The sequence below is a fragment of the Pseudomonas sp. AOB-7 genome (assembly GCF_003696305.1).
Taxonomy (GTDB): domain Bacteria; phylum Pseudomonadota; class Gammaproteobacteria; order Pseudomonadales; family Pseudomonadaceae; genus Aquipseudomonas.
The window spans coordinates 149,321-165,332 of sequence record NZ_RFFK01000009.1 but is presented as its reverse complement, the minus strand read 5'-3'; the positions used below and the strand labels follow the sequence as shown (position 1 = coordinate 165,332).

The 16,012-nt window shown below is 67.6% G+C and carries 18 protein-coding genes; 12 read left to right on the top strand and 6 right to left on the bottom strand.

The genetic code is table 11. The features are described from left to right. Positions 1–130: 130 nt before the first annotated feature. Positions 131–949: a helix-turn-helix transcriptional regulator gene (locus EA796_RS17320; RefSeq protein ID WP_021442070.1), complete on the bottom strand. Its 819-nt coding sequence runs from the start codon at positions 947–949 to the stop codon at positions 131–133. Between the two features lie 161 nt (positions 950–1,110). On the opposite strand from EA796_RS17320, the gene EA796_RS17315 reads away from it, so the two are divergent. From EA796_RS17315 to EA796_RS17305, 3 genes are all read left to right on the top strand, one after another. After that, on the top strand, positions 1,111–2,559 hold the full coding sequence (locus tag EA796_RS17315; RefSeq protein WP_122109504.1) for a sodium:alanine symporter family protein: 1,449 nt from the start codon (positions 1,111–1,113) through the stop codon (positions 2,557–2,559). Positions 2,560–2,628: 69 nt separating this feature from the next. Beyond that, positions 2,629–3,618, top strand: coding sequence for an asparaginase (locus EA796_RS17310; protein WP_122109503.1), 990 nt, complete (start codon positions 2,629–2,631; stop codon positions 3,616–3,618). A gap of 27 nt (positions 3,619–3,645) precedes the next feature. Further along, positions 3,646–4,089, top strand: coding sequence for a GNAT family N-acetyltransferase (locus EA796_RS17305; protein ID WP_021443188.1), 444 nt, complete (start codon positions 3,646–3,648; stop codon positions 4,087–4,089). A gap of 66 nt (positions 4,090–4,155) precedes the next feature. Here the strand turns inward: EA796_RS17305 and glsB are convergent, their stop codons facing one another. Together glsB and EA796_RS17295 are read right to left on the bottom strand one after the other, a co-directional pair. Further along, positions 4,156–5,064 (bottom strand): glutaminase B, encoded by a 909-nt coding sequence (gene glsB / locus EA796_RS17300; RefSeq protein WP_021443187.1) that lies wholly within the window; start codon positions 5,062–5,064, stop codon positions 4,156–4,158. A 79-nt stretch (positions 5,065–5,143) separates the two neighbouring features. After that, a complete protein-coding gene (locus EA796_RS17295; RefSeq protein WP_122109502.1) occupies positions 5,144–5,791 on the bottom strand; it encodes a hypothetical protein in 648 nt (215 codons plus the stop codon). Between the two features lie 408 nt (positions 5,792–6,199). Here EA796_RS17295 and coxB point away from each other — a divergent pair, with 408 nt between their 5' ends. Genes coxB through EA796_RS17275 form a run of 4 tightly spaced genes read left to right on the top strand, consistent with a single transcriptional unit; the run spans position 6,200 to position 10,388 of the window. Next, the gene (gene coxB / locus EA796_RS17290) at positions 6,200–7,324 is read left to right on the top strand and encodes a cytochrome c oxidase subunit II (protein ID WP_031302908.1); all 1,125 of its coding nucleotides are present in this window, start codon (positions 6,200–6,202) and stop codon (positions 7,322–7,324) included. A 4-nt stretch (positions 7,325–7,328) separates the two neighbouring features. Then, positions 7,329–8,921 carry a cytochrome c oxidase subunit I gene (ctaD, locus tag EA796_RS17285; protein ID WP_021443184.1) on the top strand — a complete coding sequence of 531 codons (1,593 nt, stop codon included), beginning with the start codon at positions 7,329–7,331 and terminating at the stop codon, positions 8,919–8,921. Between the two features lie 10 nt (positions 8,922–8,931). Then, positions 8,932–9,480 (top strand): cytochrome c oxidase assembly protein, encoded by a 549-nt coding sequence (locus EA796_RS17280; protein WP_122109501.1) that lies wholly within the window; start codon positions 8,932–8,934, stop codon positions 9,478–9,480. A gap of 11 nt (positions 9,481–9,491) precedes the next feature. Next, entirely contained in the window at positions 9,492–10,388 is an 897-nt protein-coding gene (locus tag EA796_RS17275; RefSeq protein ID WP_021443182.1) for a cytochrome c oxidase subunit 3, read from the top strand. A 45-nt stretch (positions 10,389–10,433) separates the two neighbouring features. Here the strand turns inward: EA796_RS17275 and EA796_RS17270 are convergent, their stop codons facing one another. Next, entirely contained in the window at positions 10,434–10,637 is a 204-nt protein-coding gene (locus EA796_RS17270; protein WP_021443181.1) for a twin transmembrane helix small protein, read from the bottom strand. A gap of 70 nt (positions 10,638–10,707) precedes the next feature. Between EA796_RS17270 and EA796_RS17265 the strand changes: the two genes are divergently transcribed. The 5 genes from EA796_RS17265 to EA796_RS17245 are packed head-to-tail and all read left to right on the top strand — an operon-like array spanning position 10,708 to position 14,646. Then, positions 10,708–11,439, top strand: a complete 732-nt coding sequence (locus tag EA796_RS17265; RefSeq protein WP_122109500.1) for an SURF1 family protein — start codon at positions 10,708–10,710, stop codon at positions 11,437–11,439. Further along, positions 11,414–11,992, top strand: a complete 579-nt coding sequence (locus EA796_RS17260; protein WP_122109499.1) for a hypothetical protein — start codon at positions 11,414–11,416, stop codon at positions 11,990–11,992. The genes EA796_RS17265 and EA796_RS17260 overlap by 26 nt, the downstream gene beginning before the upstream one ends. A gap of 37 nt (positions 11,993–12,029) precedes the next feature. Further along, complete coding sequence (locus EA796_RS17255; protein WP_122109498.1) at positions 12,030–13,085, top strand: heme A synthase; 1,056 nt, start codon at positions 12,030–12,032, stop codon at positions 13,083–13,085. Between the two features lie 20 nt (positions 13,086–13,105). Then, positions 13,106–14,005 carry a heme o synthase gene (gene cyoE / locus EA796_RS17250; RefSeq protein ID WP_122109497.1) on the top strand — a complete coding sequence of 300 codons (900 nt, stop codon included), beginning with the start codon at positions 13,106–13,108 and terminating at the stop codon, positions 14,003–14,005. A gap of 8 nt (positions 14,006–14,013) precedes the next feature. Further along, positions 14,014–14,646, top strand: a complete 633-nt coding sequence (locus tag EA796_RS17245) for an SCO family protein (RefSeq protein WP_122109496.1) — start codon at positions 14,014–14,016, stop codon at positions 14,644–14,646. Between the two features lie 111 nt (positions 14,647–14,757). Here the strand turns inward: EA796_RS17245 and EA796_RS17240 are convergent, their stop codons facing one another. Together EA796_RS17240 and EA796_RS17235 are read right to left on the bottom strand one after the other, a co-directional pair. Beyond that, positions 14,758–15,708, bottom strand: coding sequence for a homoserine kinase (locus tag EA796_RS17240; protein WP_122109495.1), 951 nt, complete (start codon positions 15,706–15,708; stop codon positions 14,758–14,760). A gap of 17 nt (positions 15,709–15,725) precedes the next feature. After that, the gene (locus EA796_RS17235; protein WP_122109494.1) at positions 15,726–16,010 is read right to left on the bottom strand and encodes a DUF2782 domain-containing protein; all 285 of its coding nucleotides are present in this window, start codon (positions 16,008–16,010) and stop codon (positions 15,726–15,728) included. Between the last annotated feature and the right edge of the window lie 2 nt (positions 16,011–16,012).

Sequence of the window (16,012 nt, the reverse complement as noted above, 5' to 3'; positions counted from 1 at the left end):
GCTCCTCAGGGATGGCCTCGGCCATCCCTTTTTTTTGCCGGCGCATTGCAGGGTGTGGCGTGCGCACCCCTTATCCACGCCAGCTGGCCACTGCCCTGGCTGATCCTGGCCATCACCGCATGGCGCCGTGTTATTCCAGCACGAACAGGCCGTCGTGCAGCTGGGTGCCGGACAGGCGCTGGCGGATATCATCGTCGATCCGCGCGTCGTCCGGGGCGTAGAGCATCAGCTGGCGGTAGGCGTTGACCCGGTTGATCTCGTTGCCCAGGTATTGCCAGACCACCCGGGTGCAGGCCGGGGTGCGCCGGTCGCCGCTGGACACCCCGGTCTTGATGCCGTTGAGGCGGGTGATGCGGCTCTTGAAGCTGGGGATGAGGATGGTCTGGCTGATCTCGTTGCCGGTCAGCGACTCGTAGTCGATGAGGAACAGCCGGTCCTGCAGGTAGAAGGCCGCGCCCAGGTAGCGGCAGCGCACCCAGTCCTCGGCGCCGCCGCGGGTGCGTTCCTGACGCTCCTGGCGTTCCTGGCGCTCGAACAGGTAGTTGCCGCGCTCCTCGCGCAGGTGCACCAGCGACAGCAGCACCTGGCCCGGCACCGACATGCAGTTGGAGTACTCGAAGTAGTAGCCGCAGTAGCGGCCCATCGGGCTGGCCTGCTGGCGCAGCGGCTCGAACAGTTCCAGCAGCGGGTCGCTGCCGGCCTGCGCCTGAGCGTCGGGGCTGCGTGCACCGACCAGGCGGGCGAACTGCTCGCTCGGCATGGCCAGCTCGAAGGGTTCGACGCCGAAGAAGTCGCAGATGCGCTTGAGGTTGTGCGCGGTCGGCCGGCTCTGCCCGGCCAGGTAGCGGTTGAACTGGGCGCGGTTGAGCGACAGTTTGCGGCACACCTCGGCGATCGAGCGGTAGTGGCTGCACAGCAGTTTCAGGTTGGCGCCGAGGGCATCGGACATGGGGGCGTACCGGCTGATGCAAGTGACGCGATTCTAGCATCAACTCGCGTCAGGTTGCCGCGACCCGCGAAATTGTCTGGCAAGGCCCCTATCGCCAACCATTCGCCAGCCGCCCGGCGGGGCTGCATTCCCATTCAGAACAACAAGAGAGAAAGCCTCCCATGCTCGATCTTCTCAACGACCTTATCTGGAGCAAGCTGCTGATCGTGATGCTGATCGGTCTCGGCCTGTACTTCACCGTCGCCTCGCGTTTCGTCCAGTTCCGCTACTTCAGCAGCATGTTCCGCATCTTCGCCGAGGCCTTCCAGCGTCAGCCCGGCCAGCTCAGCTCGTTCCAGGCACTGATGCTCTCGGTGGCCGGCCGCGTCGGCGCCGGCAACATCGCCGGCGTGTCGGTGGCGATCATGCTCGGCGGCCCCGGCGCGATCTTCTGGATGTGGGTCGTGGCCCTGGTCGGCATGGCCACCAGCTACTTCGAGTGCTCCCTGGCGCAGCTGTACAAGCGCCGCGAAGCCGACGGCAGCTACCGCGGCGGCCCGGCCTTCTACATCCAGCACGGCCTCGGCCAGCGCTGGCTGGGCATCGTGGTGTCGATCCTGTTGCTGGTGACCTTCGGCTTCGGCTTCAACGCCGTGCAGTCCTTCACCGTGGCCAGCTCGCTGCACGACACCTTCGGCCTGCCCACCATCGTCAGCGGCCTGATCCTGACCGCGGTGATCGGCCTGATCATCTTCGGCGGCATCAAGCGCATCGCCAGCATGGCCGACGTGCTGGTGCCGGTGATGGCCTTCTCCTACATCGGCATGGCGCTGGTGGTGATCGGCCTGAACCTGCCCGAGGTGCCGGCGGTATTCGCCCTGATCGTCAAGAGCGCCTTCGGCCTGGAGCCGGCCTTCGCCGGCGGCATCGGCGCGGCGATCATGATGGGCGTCAAGCGCGGCCTGTTCTCCAACGAAGCGGGCCTCGGCAGCGCGCCGAACGTGGCCGCGGTGGCCGAGGTCAAGCACCCGGCCGCGCAGGGCATCGTGCAGTCGCTCAGCGTGTTCATCGACACCCTGCTGGTGTGCACCAGCACCGCGCTGATCATCCTGCTCTCCGGCGTCTATCAGCCGGGCGGCGAAATGGCCGGCGTGGTCCTGACCCAGACCGCCCTGGCGGCCGTGGTCGGCGAGTGGGGCCGGGTGTTCGTCAGCCTGGCGCTGCTGCTGTTCGTCTTCACCACTCTGATCTACAACTACTACCTCGGCGAGAACGCCCTCGGCTTCTTCAGCCAGAAGCGCACGCCGGTCATCGTCTACCGCGTGCTGGTGGTGTGCCTGGTGCTGTGGGGCTCGGTGCAGGACCTGGGCACCGTGTTCGCCTTCGCCGACGTCACCATGGGCCTGCTGGCCATCTGCAACCTGGTGGCCCTGGCGCTGCTGTTCAAGGTCGGCCTGCGCCTGATGCGCGACTACGACAGCCAGATCAAGGCTGGTGTAGAGTCGCCGGTATTCGACGCCAAGCAGTTCGCCGACCTGGACCTCGACCCGGCGGTGTGGACCGGCCAGGCGGCCAAGCCCGTCGTCGCCGCGGACCCGGCCGAGATCGGCGACCGGGTGCACCAGCGTTGAGTTGACCCAAGCAAGGAAGGAGGGGGCCAAGGCCCCCTTTCTTTTGCCCGTGATTTGCGAGGAGAGTCCATGGCGACCCCTGAGAAACTGCTGGTGCTGTACACCGGCGGCACCATTGGCATGCAGATGAGCGAAGCGGGCCTGGCGCCGGCCTCCGGCTTCGAGGCGCGGATGCGTGCGCAGCAGGCCGAGGAGGCGCAGGGCGAGCTGCCGCAGTGGCAGTTTCGCGAGCTGCTGCCGCTGATCGACAGCGCCAACATGAACCCGGGCCACTGGCTGGCCCTGCGCGACGCCATAGTCGCCGCCGTCGAGGTCGACGGCCATGATGCCGTGCTGGTGCTGCACGGCACCGACACCCTGGCCTACAGCGCCGCGGCGCTGAGCTTCTTGCTGCTCGGCCTGGGCGTGCCGGTGCTGCTGACCGGCGCCATGCAGCCGGCCGGCGTGGCCGGTGGCGACGCCTGGCCCAACCTGTTCGGTGCCATGCGCGCGTTGCGGCGCGGTGTGGCGCCGGGCGTGCACCTGTACTTCAACGGCCAGCTGCTGCACGGCGCGCGCTGCTCCAAGCTGCGCAGCGACGCCTTCGACGCCTTCCAGGTGCTGCCGCGTCGGCGCCAGGCCGAGCGCGCCGCCATCGACGCACGCATCGACTATCGCCAGCCGCGGTGGGCGACCAATCTGGCCGTGCTGCCGCTGCACCCGGCGCTGCAGGCCGCCCATCTGCGCGCCCTGTTGGGCAGCGGTGTGCAGGGGCTGCTGCTGGAATGCTACGGCAGCGGCACCGGCCCGGCCGGCGACGCCGAGCTGCTGGCGGTCCTGGACGAGGCGCACGCCCGCGGCGTGGTGCTGGCGGCGATCAGCCAGTGCCCGCAGGGGCATGTCGAGTTCGGCGTGTACGCCGCCGGCAGCCGCCTGGCCGAGGCCGGTCTGGTGTCCTGCGGCGGCATGACCCGCGAGGCGGCGCTGGGCAAGCTGTTCGCCCTGCTCGGCGCCGGGCTGGCGCCGGCCGAGGTGGAGCACTGGCTGGCGCGCGATCTCTGTGGTGAGATGAGCGACTGACGCCTCACGCCAACCAGGAGGGAAGCCATGAGCCTCGAGATCCGTCCCGTCAGCGCCGCCGACCACGCCGCCTGGCTGCCGCTGTGGCAGGGCTACCAGCGTTTCTACATGACCGAGATCGCCGCCGAGACCAGCGCCGTGACCTGGCAGCGCTTTCTCGATCCGGCCGAGCCGATGGGCGCGGCGCTGGCCTGGCAGGGCGATGAGGCGGTCGGCCTGGTGCACTGGGTGATCCACCGTTCGACCTGGACGGTCGGTGACTACTGCTACCTGCAGGACCTGTTCGTCGCCAAGGGCCAGCGCAGCGGCGGCATCGGCCGCCAGCTGATCCAGCACGTCTACCAGCAGGCGCGCGAAGCCGGCTGCTCGCGGGTGCACTGGCTGACCCACGAGAGCAACAGCCAGGCCATGCTGCTCTACGAACGCATCGGCGAGCGCTCCGGTTTCGTCCAGTACCGCAAGCTGCTGTAGCGCGCCGTGGCGACGCGCGGCCGCAGGGTGCGCCGCGCGCACCAGGGCGCCTTGGTGCAGTAAGGCTTAGAACACCGACCAGCCGATGCGCTGGCTGAGCAGCTCCAGGGCTTTCATCCCGGCCAGCGAGTTGCCGGCGGCGTTGAGTTCCGGCGACCACACGCAGACGCTGAAACGCCCCGGCACCACCGCGACTATGCCGCCGCCGACCCCGCTCTTGCCCGGCAGGCCGACCCGGTAGGCGAAGTTGCCGGCCTCGTCGTACAGCCCGCTGGTGGCCATGATGGCGTTGATCTGCTTGCTCTGCCGCGGCGACAGCACCTGCTCGCCACTGTGCCGGCAGAAGCCCTGGTTGGCCAGGAAGCCGAAGGCGCGGGCCAGGTCGACGCAGCTCATGCGCAGCGCGCAGCAGCTGAAATAGCTGCGCAGCACCGCCTCCACCTCGTTGTGGAAATTGCCGAACGACTGCATCAGGTAGGCCGCCGCGGCATTGCGCGCGCGGTGCTGGTATTCCGACTCGGCGACCTGGTTGTCCACCGTCACCTCGGGGTTGCCCGACAGGCGCCGGACGAAGTCGCGCATCGACAGCGCCGGCGCGGCGAAGCGCGACTGGTTGATGTCGCAGATCACCAGCGCGCCGGCGTTGATAAAGGGGTTGCGCGGCTTGCCGCGCTCGAACTCGAGCTGCACCAGCGAGTTGAACGGCTGCCCGGACGGCTCGTGGCCGAGGCGCTGCCAGATGGCTTCGCCGCTGTGGCCGATGGCCTGCACCAGGCTGAACACCTTGGAGATGCTCTGGATCGAGAACGGCGTGCGCGCCTCGCCGGCCACGTGCAGCTGACCGTCGTTGCCGTACACGGCGATGCCCAGCTGGTTGGCCGGCACCCCGGCCAGGGCGGGAATGTAGTCGGCCACTTTGCCCTGGCCGATCAGCGGGCGGACTTCATCGAGTATCTCGTTCAACAGCGCTTGCATGCTCGGGCTCGCGGCAGGGCCGGGCGAGGCCCGGCGTACCGCAGCTAGACGCCCGCCGGCGGCCGGGAATCACAGGCGCTCAGCGCTCCTGCGGCAGCCGCAACTCGACGCCCAGTCGCTGCGACAGGCAGGGCCAGCGTTGCCAGGCGGCGACCGTACCCGGCGCGGCGAGGCGCTCGCGGTAGGCCTGCACCGAGGGCTGGGCGAAGCTGGCGTCGTCGAGCAGGCCGGCCAGGGCGTGGTGCACCGCCTCGTCCAGCTGGTTGGCGAAGGGCTCGCCGATCAACTGATGGGCGATCAGGTTGGCGCGGGTGGTGTCCAGCGGGATCAGCGGCTGGCCGAGGTGGCCGATGTAGCGGTCGTTGACCTCCTCGACCAGGCGGTGGGCCAGGTAGGCCTCGTCGAGCAGACCTTCGAGGCCGTTGTGCCCGGCCATCAGCGCCGGCGGCTGCAGGAAGAACTGCTCGGCCACCTGCAGCACCGGCTGGATCACGCGCTCGATACCGGCTTCGCTGGCCACCGTGGCGGCGGCGTCGAGCACGTCCGGCACCTGCTCGATATAGGCGACGACAAAGGCATTCAGAGTGGCGCCGGCGTTCTCGGCGGGCAGGCGGATGGCTGGGTGCAGGCGCTCCAGCTGGGTCTGCAGGAACTGCGCGAGGGCCTGGGTGCCGGCCTCGTGCTGGCGGGCCCGGTCGATCAGTTGGCGGATGGCGGCGGTGTTCATGACTGCTCCTACGATTTGAGGACATGGACGTGAACCTTAGCCGGCGCGTGTGGCTGGCTAAGACGCGATTGTCATAATTTTTTAATACTTATGCGAGCGCGCTATATGGGGCTCGCCGATCTTTCTCCAGCCCGCTCCGGCCGGGGCGTTTAGGACAAGGCTTGCGTGGCTTCGGCCATTTTCGCGGTGACGTTGCGAGCTGAAAGTCGCCGTCTATACTCGAGTTCGAAAGGCAGTACCTGATGGAACCGGACGGGCTTAGGCACGGAGAGGTTTCGACAGCAGTCGCCAGCAGTCAGGGGCACCAGCGCGGGCAGTGAGCGCCGGCATGGTCGCCCCGTACGGCAGTCGATCCCTTAGCCGCAGGCTCCGCCGGCGGGATAACAAGAATCATAAGGGGAACCCGCAATGATGCGACATCCACGAGTCTGGATGGGCCTCCTGCTGTGGCTGGCATTGGGCTCGGCGCACGCCGAGTGGGCGGTCAACATGGCGCCCGGTGTCACCGAGGTCAGCCGCTCGGTCTTCGACCTGCACATGACCATCTTCTGGATCTGCGTCGTGATCGGCGTGGTGGTGTTCGGCGCCATGTTCTGGTCGATGATCGTCCACCGCCGCGCCACCGGCCAGGAGCCCGCGCACTTCCACGAAAGCACCACGGTCGAGATCCTCTGGACCGTGGTGCCGCTGGCGATCCTGGTGCTGATGGCGATTCCGGCGACCAAGACCCTGATCGAGATCTACGACACCTCCGAGTCGGAACTGGATATCCAGGTCACCGGCTACCAGTGGAAGTGGCACTACAAGTACCTGGGCCAGGACGTCGAGTTCTTCAGCAACCTGGCCACGCCCAAGGCGCAGATCGACAACCGCGCGGCCAAGGGCGAGCACTACCTGCTGGAGGTGGACGAGCCGCTGGTGGTGCCGGTGGGCACCAAGGTGCGCTTCCTGATCACCGCCGCCGACGTCATCCACTCCTGGTGGGTGCCGGCGCTGGCGGTGAAGAAGGACGCCATCCCCGGCTTCATCAACGAATCCTGGACGCGCATCGACGAGCCCGGCATCTACCGCGGCCAGTGCACCGAGCTGTGCGGCAAGGATCACGGCTTCATGCCGGTGGTGGTCGAGGCCAAGTCCAAGGAGGACTTCGCCGCCTGGCTGGCCGAGCGCAAGGCGGCGGCTGCCGCTGAACGCGAGCTGACCAGCAAGGAATGGACCCTGGACGAGCTGATGGCGCGCGGCGAGAAGGCCTACGGCACCGCCTGCGCCGCCTGCCACCAGGCCGGTGGCGAGGGCCTGCCGCCGATGTTCCCGGCGCTCAAGGGCTCGGCCATCGCCACCGGGCCGGCCGCAGGCCATATCGACATAGTGGTCAACGGCAAGCCGGGCACCTCCATGGCCGCCTTCGGCAAGCAACTATCGGAGGTCGATCTGGCCGCCATCATCACTTACGAGCGCAACGCCTGGGGCAACAAGGTCGGCGACATGGTCACGCCCAAGGACATCCTCGACTTCAAGAAGGCTCAGGAGTAAGGACATGAGTGCAGTGATCGATTCCCATGGCCATGCCGCGCATGACCATCACCACGGTCCGGCCAAGGGCCTGATGCGCTGGGTGCTGACCACCAACCACAAGGACATCGGCACCATGTACCTGTGGTTCAGCTTCGCCATGTTCCTGCTCGGCGGGACCATGGCCATGGTGATCCGCGCCGAGCTGTTCCAGCCCGGCCTGCAGATCGTGCAGCCGGAATTCTTCAACCAGATGACCACCATGCACGGCCTGATCATGGTGTTCGGTGCGGTGATGCCGGCCTTCGTCGGCCTGGCCAACTGGATGATCCCGCTGATGGTCGGCGCCCCGGATATGGCCCTGCCAAGGATGAACAACTTCAGCTTCTGGCTGCTGCCGGCGGCCTTCGGCCTGCTGATCAGCACGCTGTTCATGGAGGGCGGCGGGCCCAACTTCGGCTGGACCTTCTACGCGCCGCTGTCGACCACCTACGCGCCGGAGTCGGTGACTTTCTTCATCTTCGCCGTGCACCTGATGGGCATCAGCTCGATCATGGGCGCGATCAACGTGATCGCCACCATCCTCAACCTGCGCGCCCCCGGCATGACCCTGATGAAGATGCCGCTGTTCGTCTGGACCTGGCTGATCACCGCCTTCCTGCTGATCGCGGTGATGCCGGTACTGGCCGGCTGCGTGACCATGATGCTGATGGACGTGCACTTCGGCACCAGCTTCTTCAACGCCGCCGGCGGCGGCGACCCGGTGCTGTTCCAGCACGTGTTCTGGTTCTTCGGCCACCCCGAGGTGTACATCATGATCCTGCCGGCGTTCGGCGCGGTCAGCTCGATCATCCCGGCCTTCGCCCGCAAGCCGCTGTTCGGCTACACCTCGATGGTCTACGCCACCGCCTCCATCGCCTTCCTGTCGTTCATCGTCTGGGCCCACCATATGTTCACCGTCGGCATCCCGCTGACCGGCGAACTGTTCTTCATGTACGCCACCATGCTGATCGCCGTGCCCACCGGGGTGAAGGTGTTCAACTGGGCCAGCACCATGTGGCAGGGCTCGATGACCTTCGAAGCGCCGATGCTGTTCTCGGTGGCCTTCGTCATCCTGTTCACCATCGGCGGCTTCTCCGGGCTGATGCTGGCCATCGCCCCGGCGGACTTCCAGTACCACGACACCTACTTCGTGGTGGCGCACTTCCACTACGTGCTGGTGCCCGGGGCGATCTTCGGCATCTTCGCCTCGGCCTACTACTGGCTGCCGAAGTGGACCGGGCACATGTACGACGAGACCCTGGCCAAGCTGCATTTCTGGATGAGCTTCGTCGGCATGAACCTGGCGTTTTTCCCCATGCACTTCGTCGGCCTGGCCGGCATGCCGCGGCGCATTCCTGACTACAACATGATGTTCGCCAACTTCAACATGGTCTCGTCCATCGGTGCCTTCATGTTCGGCGCCACCCAGTTGCTGTTCCTGTTCATTGTCATCAAGTGCATCCGCGGCGGCAAACCGGCCCCGGCCAAGCCCTGGGACGGCGCCGAGGGGCTGGAGTGGACGGTGCCCTCGCCGGCGCCCTATCACACCTTCAGCACGCCGCCCGACGTGAAGTAGGAGGCCGGCCGTGAGCGAAGTGATCGGCACCCGTCGTCTGGTCGTACGCCTGCTGCTGGTGGTGGTGGCGATGTTCTGCTTCGGCGTGTTCGTCCTGCCGCCGTTCTACGACGCCATGTGCAAGGTGTTCGGCATCAACGGCAAGACCGCCGGCGCCTACCAGGGCGAGCAGCGGGTGGACGCGGCGCGCCAGGTGCGCGTGCAGTTCCTCGCCACCAACGCCGCCGGCATGGTCTGGGAGTTCGGCCCGCAGGCCGATGAGATCCTGGTGCACCCCGGCGAGCCGCGCGACATGCTGTTCGTCGCCTACAACCCGAGCAGCGAGCCGATGACCGCGCAGGCCATTCCCAGCGTGTCGCCGTCCAAGGCGGCGGCCTTCTTCCACAAGACCGAATGCTTCTGCTTCACCCAGCAGGTGCTGCAGCCGGGCGAGCGCATCGAGATGCCGGTGCGCTTTATCGTCGATAGAGATTTGCCGCAGGACGTCAAGCACCTGACCCTGGGCTACACCCTGTTCGATATCACCGCGCGCAAGCCGCCCGTGGCGCAGGCTCCATAAGGAGAACAACAATGTCGAGTCACGAGAATCACGAAAACTACTACGTCCCCGCGCAGAGCAAGTGGCCGATCATCGCCACCCTCGGCATGCTGGTCAGCGTCTACGGCGTGGGCACCTGGTTCAACGACATGAGCGCCGGCCGCGACGGCTCCAATGGCCCGCTGATCTTCTTCGTCGGCGGCCTGATCCTGGCCTGGATGCTGTTCGGCTGGTTCGGCAACGTGATCAAGGAGAGCCGCGGCGGCCTGTACAGCGCGCAGATGGATCGCTCGTTCCGCTGGGGCATGAGCTGGTTCATCTTCTCCGAGGTGATGTTCTTCGCCGCCTTCTTCGGCGCCCTGTTCTATATCCGCACCTTCGCCGGGCCCTGGCTCGGCGGCGAGGGCGACAAGGGCGTGACCAACATGCTCTGGGAAGGCTTCGAGTACAGCTGGCCGCTGCTGCAGAACCCCGACTCCAAGCTGTTCCCGCCGCCGACGGCGGTGATCGACCCCTGGCACCTGCCGCTGATCAACACCATCTTGCTGGTGAGCTCCAGCTTCACCGTGACCTTCGCCCACCACGCGCTGAAGAAGAACCGGCGCGGCCCGCTCAAGGCCTGGCTGGCGGCCACCATTCTGCTCGGCGCGGTGTTCCTGTTCTTCCAGATCGAGGAATACATCGAGGCCTACACCGAGTTGGGCCTGACCCTCGGCTCGGGCATCTACGGCGCCACCTTCTTCATGCTCACCGGCTTCCACGGCGCCCATGTGACCCTCGGCGCGATCATCCTCACGGTGATGCTGGTGCGCATCCTGCGCGGGCACTTCGACGCCGACCAGCACTTCGGCTTCGAGGCCGCCGCCTGGTACTGGCACTTCGTCGATGTGGTCTGGCTGGGGCTGTTCGTCTTCGTCTATGTGCTTTGAGGCAGCAGCACGCCACAGGTTTCAAGCGGCAGCTAGAGGCTGCCGCTACCAGCTGACATGAGACACCAGTTGCCCCGAGTAGAAGCCCCAGGCGACCAGGGCGACGGTGATGGCGGTCAGCCCGACACGGACGGTCAGGGCGTTGACTACGCGGGAACCACGGCCCTCGTCCTTGACCAGGAAGACCAGGCCGCTGAACAGGCTGACCAGGGTGGCCAGCAGCATGAGGACGATCGCGGCCTTGAGCATGCGAGACTCCGGGGGAGTGGGCGATGTATTGCAGTATAGCCAGCCAGCATCTTGTCCGTGGGGAGGCCGCATGAGCGCCTTCCGTCCCGGCTGGCTGCCCAGCCTGCTGGTGGCCCTGCTGCTACCCGGGTTGCTCGGCCTGGGCACCTGGCAGTTGCAGCGCGCCGAGGACAAGCGCGCCCTGCTGGCCAGCTTCGAGGACCGCCGCCAGGCCACGCCGCTCGGCCTCGATCGGCTCGAGCGCAGCCGCGACCCGGCCTACCGGCGCGTGCGCCTGTACGGCCAGTTCGACGCCGCGCACAGCCTGCTGCTGGACAACCGCATGCGCGACGGCCGCGTCGGCGTGGAGCTGCTGCAACCCTTCTACGACCAAGCCAGCGGCCTCTGGGTGCTGCTCAACCGCGGCTGGCTGCCCTGGCCGGATCGGCGCCGGCCGCCGCAGTTCGCCACCCCCGAGGATGCCTTGGCCCTGACCGCCTGGGTCTACCTGCCACCGGGCGGCGGCCTGCAGCTGGCGGACGCGGCGCCGGCGCAAGGCTGGCCGCGGCTGATCGGCGCGGTCGAGGTCGATGCGCTGTGGCGCCAGCTCGGTCGCGGCGGCCTGCCCTTCGAGGCACGCCTGGAACCGGGCCCGGCCAGCTACCGGGTGGACTGGCCGGTGGTGGCCATGAGCCCGGACAAGCACACCGGCTACGCCGTGCAATGGTTCGCCCTGGCCGCGGCGTTGCTCGGCCTGTTCATCTATCTTGGATTACACAATGCACGGGAGAGTCGTCATGAACCCAGCCATCGCCCTGCCTGAGACGCCGCGCAAGGGGCGCGGCCGCTGGCAACTGCTGTTGCTGCTGGCCATCGCCATCGGCCCCATGCTGCTGGCCAGTGCCATGTACCAGTGGCGCTTCTGGGTGCCGGAGACGCGCAGCTACCATGGCGTGCTGGTCGGCACCGGGCAGACCCTCGCCGACCTCGGCGTGCAGGGCGAGCTGGCGCCGCGCTGGCAGATCCTGGTCACCGCCCCCGATGCCTGCGCCGCCGACTGCCAGCAACTGGTCTACCTGGCGCGGCAGATCCAGATCGGCCTCAACCGCGAAACCCTCCGCGCCAGCCATGGTCTGGCGGCGGGCGAAGCGCTGACGGCCGACTACGTCGCGCTGCTCGACCGCGAGTACCCGCAACTGGGCCGCTACGGCCTGGATCGCCAGGCCTACCAGCGGGCCACCGAGGCCCTGCCAGGCGCCTGGCTGTGGCTGGTCGACCCGCACGGCAACCTGGTCCTGCGTTACCCGGCCGGCAGCGACGGCAAGGCGATTCTCGACGACCTGCGCTACCTGCTGAAGATTTCCCAAATCGGTTGAGGCTGACCCGCAGGCGGCTGCCTGCTAAGGATCGACGATGCGCAAACCCGGTTACCGCCTCGCCCTGTGCGCCACCCTGCTGGCCGCCGTGGTGGTGCTGCTCGGCGCCTATACCCGGCTGACCCACGCCGGCCTGGGCTGCCCGGACTGGCCCGGCTGCTACGGCTTCCTCGGCGTGCCGATGAGCGAGCACAAGCTGGCCCTGGCCGAGGCGCGGTTCCCCGAGGCGCCGGTGGAGGTGGCCAAGGGCTGGTACGAGATGATCCACCGCTACTTCGCCGGCGCCCTCGGCCTGGTCATCCTCGGCCTGGCGGTGCAGGCGCTGCGCCGCCGCGGCGAGCCGGGCCAGCCGCTGAAGCTGCCGCTGGCGCTGCTGGCGCTGGTGATACTGCAGGGCGCCTTCGGCATGTGGACGGTGACCCTCAAGCTCTGGCCGCAGGTGGTCACCGCGCACCTGCTCGGCGGTTTCGCCACCCTCAGTCTGCTGGCGCTGCTGTGCCTGCACCTGTCCGGGCGCTTCGCCCCGCTGCAGCTACCGGCGCGTCTGCGGGCCCTGGCGGCGGCCTGCCTGCTGCTGGTGATCGGGCAGATCGCCCTGGGCGGCTGGGTCAGCTCCAACTATGCGGCGGTGGCCTGCGTCGACCTGCCCACCTGCCACGGCGAGTGGTGGCCGGCGATGGATTTTGCCAACGGTTTTCACCTGACCCAGCATATCGGCCCCAACTACCTGGGCGGGCAGCTCGACAGCGACGCGCGCACCGCCATCCATATGAGCCACCGCATTGGCGCACTGATCGTCAGCCTGGCCCTGCTGCTGCTGGCCTGGCGGCTCAAGGCCGCCGGCCTGCCGCGCCTGGCCGGGCTGCTGCTGCTGGCGCTGGCGCTGCAGGTCGGCCTGGGCATCAGCAACGTGATCTTCCACCTGCCGCTGCTGGTGGCCGTGGCGCACAACGCCGGCGGTGCGGCCCTGCTGCTGAGCCTGGTGCTGGTCAACTACCGCCTGCGGGCGAGTGCCCGTGGCAGCCAGCGCGCTGGCGAGTCTTGCGCGACGGCGGCGGCGCGCAGCGAGCTGGCGCCCACGTTCGGCAAATAACGACAAAGAGGAGAAACGCCATGGCTACTGCGCTGCGAGCCCACTCCGAACACGCCAGCTGGCGCGACTACCTGGAGCTGACCAAGCCCAAGGTGGTGCTGCTGATGCTGATCACCTCGCTGGTCGGCATGTTCCTCGCCACCCGCGCCGGCGTGCCCTGGACCGTGCTGGTGTTCGGCAACCTCGGCATCGGCCTGTGCGCCGGGGCCGCGGCGGCGGTCAACCATGTGGTGGACCGGCGCATCGACTCGATCATGGCGCGTACGCACAAGCGCCCGGTCACCGCCGGGCGGGTCTCGCCGGTGGCGGCGCTGAGCTTCGCCCTGCTCCTGGCCGTGGCCGGCATGGCCCTGCTGCTGCTGTTCACCAACGCCCTGGCGGCCTGGCTGACCCTGGCCTCCCTGCTCGGCTACGCGGTGATCTACACCGGCTTTCTCAAGCGCGCCACGCCGCAGAACATCGTCATCGGCGGCCTGGCCGGCGCCGCGCCGCCGCTGCTGGGCTGGGTGGCGGTGACCGGGCATATGTCCGCCGAGCCGCTGCTGCTGGTGCTGATCATCTTCGCCTGGACCCCGCCGCACTTCTGGGCCCTGGCCATCCACCGCAAGGCCGAATATGCCAAGGCGGATATCCCCATGCTGCCGGTGACCCACGGCGAGCACTACACCAAGGTGCATATCCTGCTCTACACCCTGGTGATGTTCGCGGTGACCCTGCTGCCCTACGCCATCCACATGAGCGGGCCGCTCTACCTGGTCTGCGCGCTGCTGCTGGGCGGGCGCTTCCTGCACTGGGCCTGGGTGCTGTACCGTGACAGCAAACCGCACGCGGCGATCAACACCTTCAAGTACAGTATCTGGTACCTGTTCCTGCTGTTCATCGCCCTGCTGGCGGACCACTACCTGCTGCTGAACATCTAAAGGCTGTCATGACCCGCACCCAGATCACCGTCTTCGTCCTCGTCGCCATCGTCGCCCTGGTGCTGGGGCTCACCGTCAACAAGGTGCTGACCGCCAAGGGTCAGGGCGACCCCACCGCGCTGCTCGACGCCGGCATCGTGCTGCTGCCGCAGAGCCGCAGCCTGCCGACGCTGACCCTGACCGACCAGGACGGCGCCGAGGTGGCGGTGGATCAGCTCAAGGAGCAGTGGAGCCTGCTGTTCTTCGGCTACACCTTCTGCCCGGACATCTGCCCGGCCACCCTCGCCCAGCTGCGCCAGCTGCAGGGTCAGTTGCCCGAGGAAACCCGCGCGCGGCTGCGCCTGGTGCTGGTCAGCGTCGACCCCAAGCGCGACACCCCGGAGCAGCTGAAGAAGTACCTGGCCTATTTCGATGCCGGCTTCGTCGGCCTGACCGGCGAGGAAGCGACGTTGCAGAAGTTCGCCAACGCGGTGAGCATCCCCTATATCCCCGCCGACACCAGCAAGGACAACTACACCGTCGATCACAGCGGCAACCTGGTGATCATCGGCCCGGACGGCACCCAGCGCGGCTTTGTCCGCGCGCCGATCAACAACGCCAAGCTGGCCGAGCAGCTGCCGGGGCTGGTGTCCGGCAGTTAACGGTACGCCCGTGTCTGCGTAGGGTGGATGAGGCTTTTGCATCCACCACTTCGGCGCCAGAGGGGGCTATAGCCGATAACGTTCTGGTGGATCGGTGAAGCGTGATCCACTCTACAAGGCGAACGGCAGCGCCAGCTCGACCCGCTGGCGCTGCGCCAGGCGGCGCCGGAACTCGCCCGGATCGTGGATCAACACCTCCTGCCCGGCGAAGGACTCGGCGGCGATCAGCCGCGACAGCCAGAAGCGTACGCAGGCGATGCGCAGCATGGCCGGCCACAGCTCGGCCTCGGCAGCCGTGAAAGGCCGCAGCGTGGCATAGGCGCCGAGCAGGGCGCGGGCACGGGCGCCGTCCAGGCTGCCGTCCTCGTGCGAGCACCAGTCGTTCAGGCAGATCGCCAGGTCGTAGAGCATCGGCCCCGAGCAGGCGTTGTAGAAGTCGATCACCCCGGCCAGGTGGTTGCCGTCGAACAGCACATTGTCGCGGAACAGGTCGGCATGCAGGTTGGCCCGCGGCAGGGCGAGGATGCGGGCTTTCAGCGCGGCGATCTCGGCCAGCGCGTCGCGCAGCAGCGGCAGCTCGGCTTCCGGCAGCCTGAGCGCCAGGCTCGGGCCCTCGGCCAGCATCCAGTCCAGGCCGCGGTCGCTGCGCCGCTCCAGCGGCCGCTCGCGGGTGGCCAGGTGGATACGCGCCAGCAGGCTGCCGACCTCCTGGCAATGGTGGGCGTTGGCCGCGTGCACGTGCTTGCCGGCCAGGCGCGGCTGCAGCAGCGCGGGTTTTTCCGCCAGGCTGCGCAGCGCCTGGCCATCTTCCGTGCGCAGGGCGTAGGGCACCGGCAGACCGGCGTCGTGGAGCACGTCGAGCAGTTCGATGAAGAACGGCAGGTCGGCCGCCGGGCCGCGCTCGACCAGGGTCAGGACGTACTCGCCCTGCTCCAGGCTGACGAAGAAGTTGCTGTTTTCGCTACCCGCGGCGATGCCCTGGAAGTCGCGCAACCGGCCGAGCCCGTAGGGCGCCAGGAAGACTTCGAGCTCGTGACGCTCCAGGGGGGTGAATACCGACATATCAGACCTTAATTGCCTTACCAGCTAAAGATTTCCCAGGAAGGGATCAGCATGTCCGGATCGTCCGAACGTATGAAGTTGCCGTCGCTGCCGTCGGCGCGAACCAGGAAGTAGGGTTTGCCGTTTTTCGGAATGACCTTGATCGCGTAGAGAAAACCGTTGACCCGGTATTCCTGGATGGTGCGGTCGCCGTCCTGGCGGATGGTCACATCCGGGTCGCCGGAAACCGGATCTTCGGCATGCGCGGCGAGGGGGGCGCAAGCCAGCAGGCCGACCAGCAAAAGGCGTTTGACTGTACCCATGG

Coding starts and splice junctions, on each gene's coding strand:
- EA796_RS17320 (WP_021442070.1), bottom strand. CDS start 949: ATGTCCGATGCCCTCGGCGCCAACCTGAAACTGCTGTGCAGCCACTAC.
- EA796_RS17315 (WP_122109504.1), top strand. CDS start 1,111: ATGCTCGATCTTCTCAACGACCTTATCTGGAGCAAGCTGCTGATCGTG.
- EA796_RS17310 (WP_122109503.1), top strand. CDS start 2,629: ATGGCGACCCCTGAGAAACTGCTGGTGCTGTACACCGGCGGCACCATT.
- EA796_RS17305 (WP_021443188.1), top strand. CDS start 3,646: ATGAGCCTCGAGATCCGTCCCGTCAGCGCCGCCGACCACGCCGCCTGG.
- glsB (WP_021443187.1), bottom strand. CDS start 5,064: ATGCAAGCGCTGTTGAACGAGATACTCGATGAAGTCCGCCCGCTGATC.
- EA796_RS17295 (WP_122109502.1), bottom strand. CDS start 5,791: ATGAACACCGCCGCCATCCGCCAACTGATCGACCGGGCCCGCCAGCAC.
- coxB (WP_031302908.1), top strand. CDS start 6,200: ATGATGCGACATCCACGAGTCTGGATGGGCCTCCTGCTGTGGCTGGCA.
- ctaD (WP_021443184.1), top strand. CDS start 7,329: ATGAGTGCAGTGATCGATTCCCATGGCCATGCCGCGCATGACCATCAC.
- EA796_RS17275 (WP_021443182.1), top strand. CDS start 9,492: ATGTCGAGTCACGAGAATCACGAAAACTACTACGTCCCCGCGCAGAGC.
- EA796_RS17270 (WP_021443181.1), bottom strand. CDS start 10,637: ATGCTCAAGGCCGCGATCGTCCTCATGCTGCTGGCCACCCTGGTCAGC.
- EA796_RS17265 (WP_122109500.1), top strand. CDS start 10,708: ATGAGCGCCTTCCGTCCCGGCTGGCTGCCCAGCCTGCTGGTGGCCCTG.
- EA796_RS17260 (WP_122109499.1), top strand. CDS start 11,414: ATGAACCCAGCCATCGCCCTGCCTGAGACGCCGCGCAAGGGGCGCGGC.
- EA796_RS17255 (WP_122109498.1), top strand. CDS start 12,030: ATGCGCAAACCCGGTTACCGCCTCGCCCTGTGCGCCACCCTGCTGGCC.
- cyoE (WP_122109497.1), top strand. CDS start 13,106: ATGGCTACTGCGCTGCGAGCCCACTCCGAACACGCCAGCTGGCGCGAC.
- EA796_RS17245 (WP_122109496.1), top strand. CDS start 14,014: ATGACCCGCACCCAGATCACCGTCTTCGTCCTCGTCGCCATCGTCGCC.
- EA796_RS17240 (WP_122109495.1), bottom strand. CDS start 15,708: ATGTCGGTATTCACCCCCCTGGAGCGTCACGAGCTCGAAGTCTTCCTG.
- EA796_RS17235 (WP_122109494.1), bottom strand. CDS start 16,010: ATGGGTACAGTCAAACGCCTTTTGCTGGTCGGCCTGCTGGCTTGCGCC.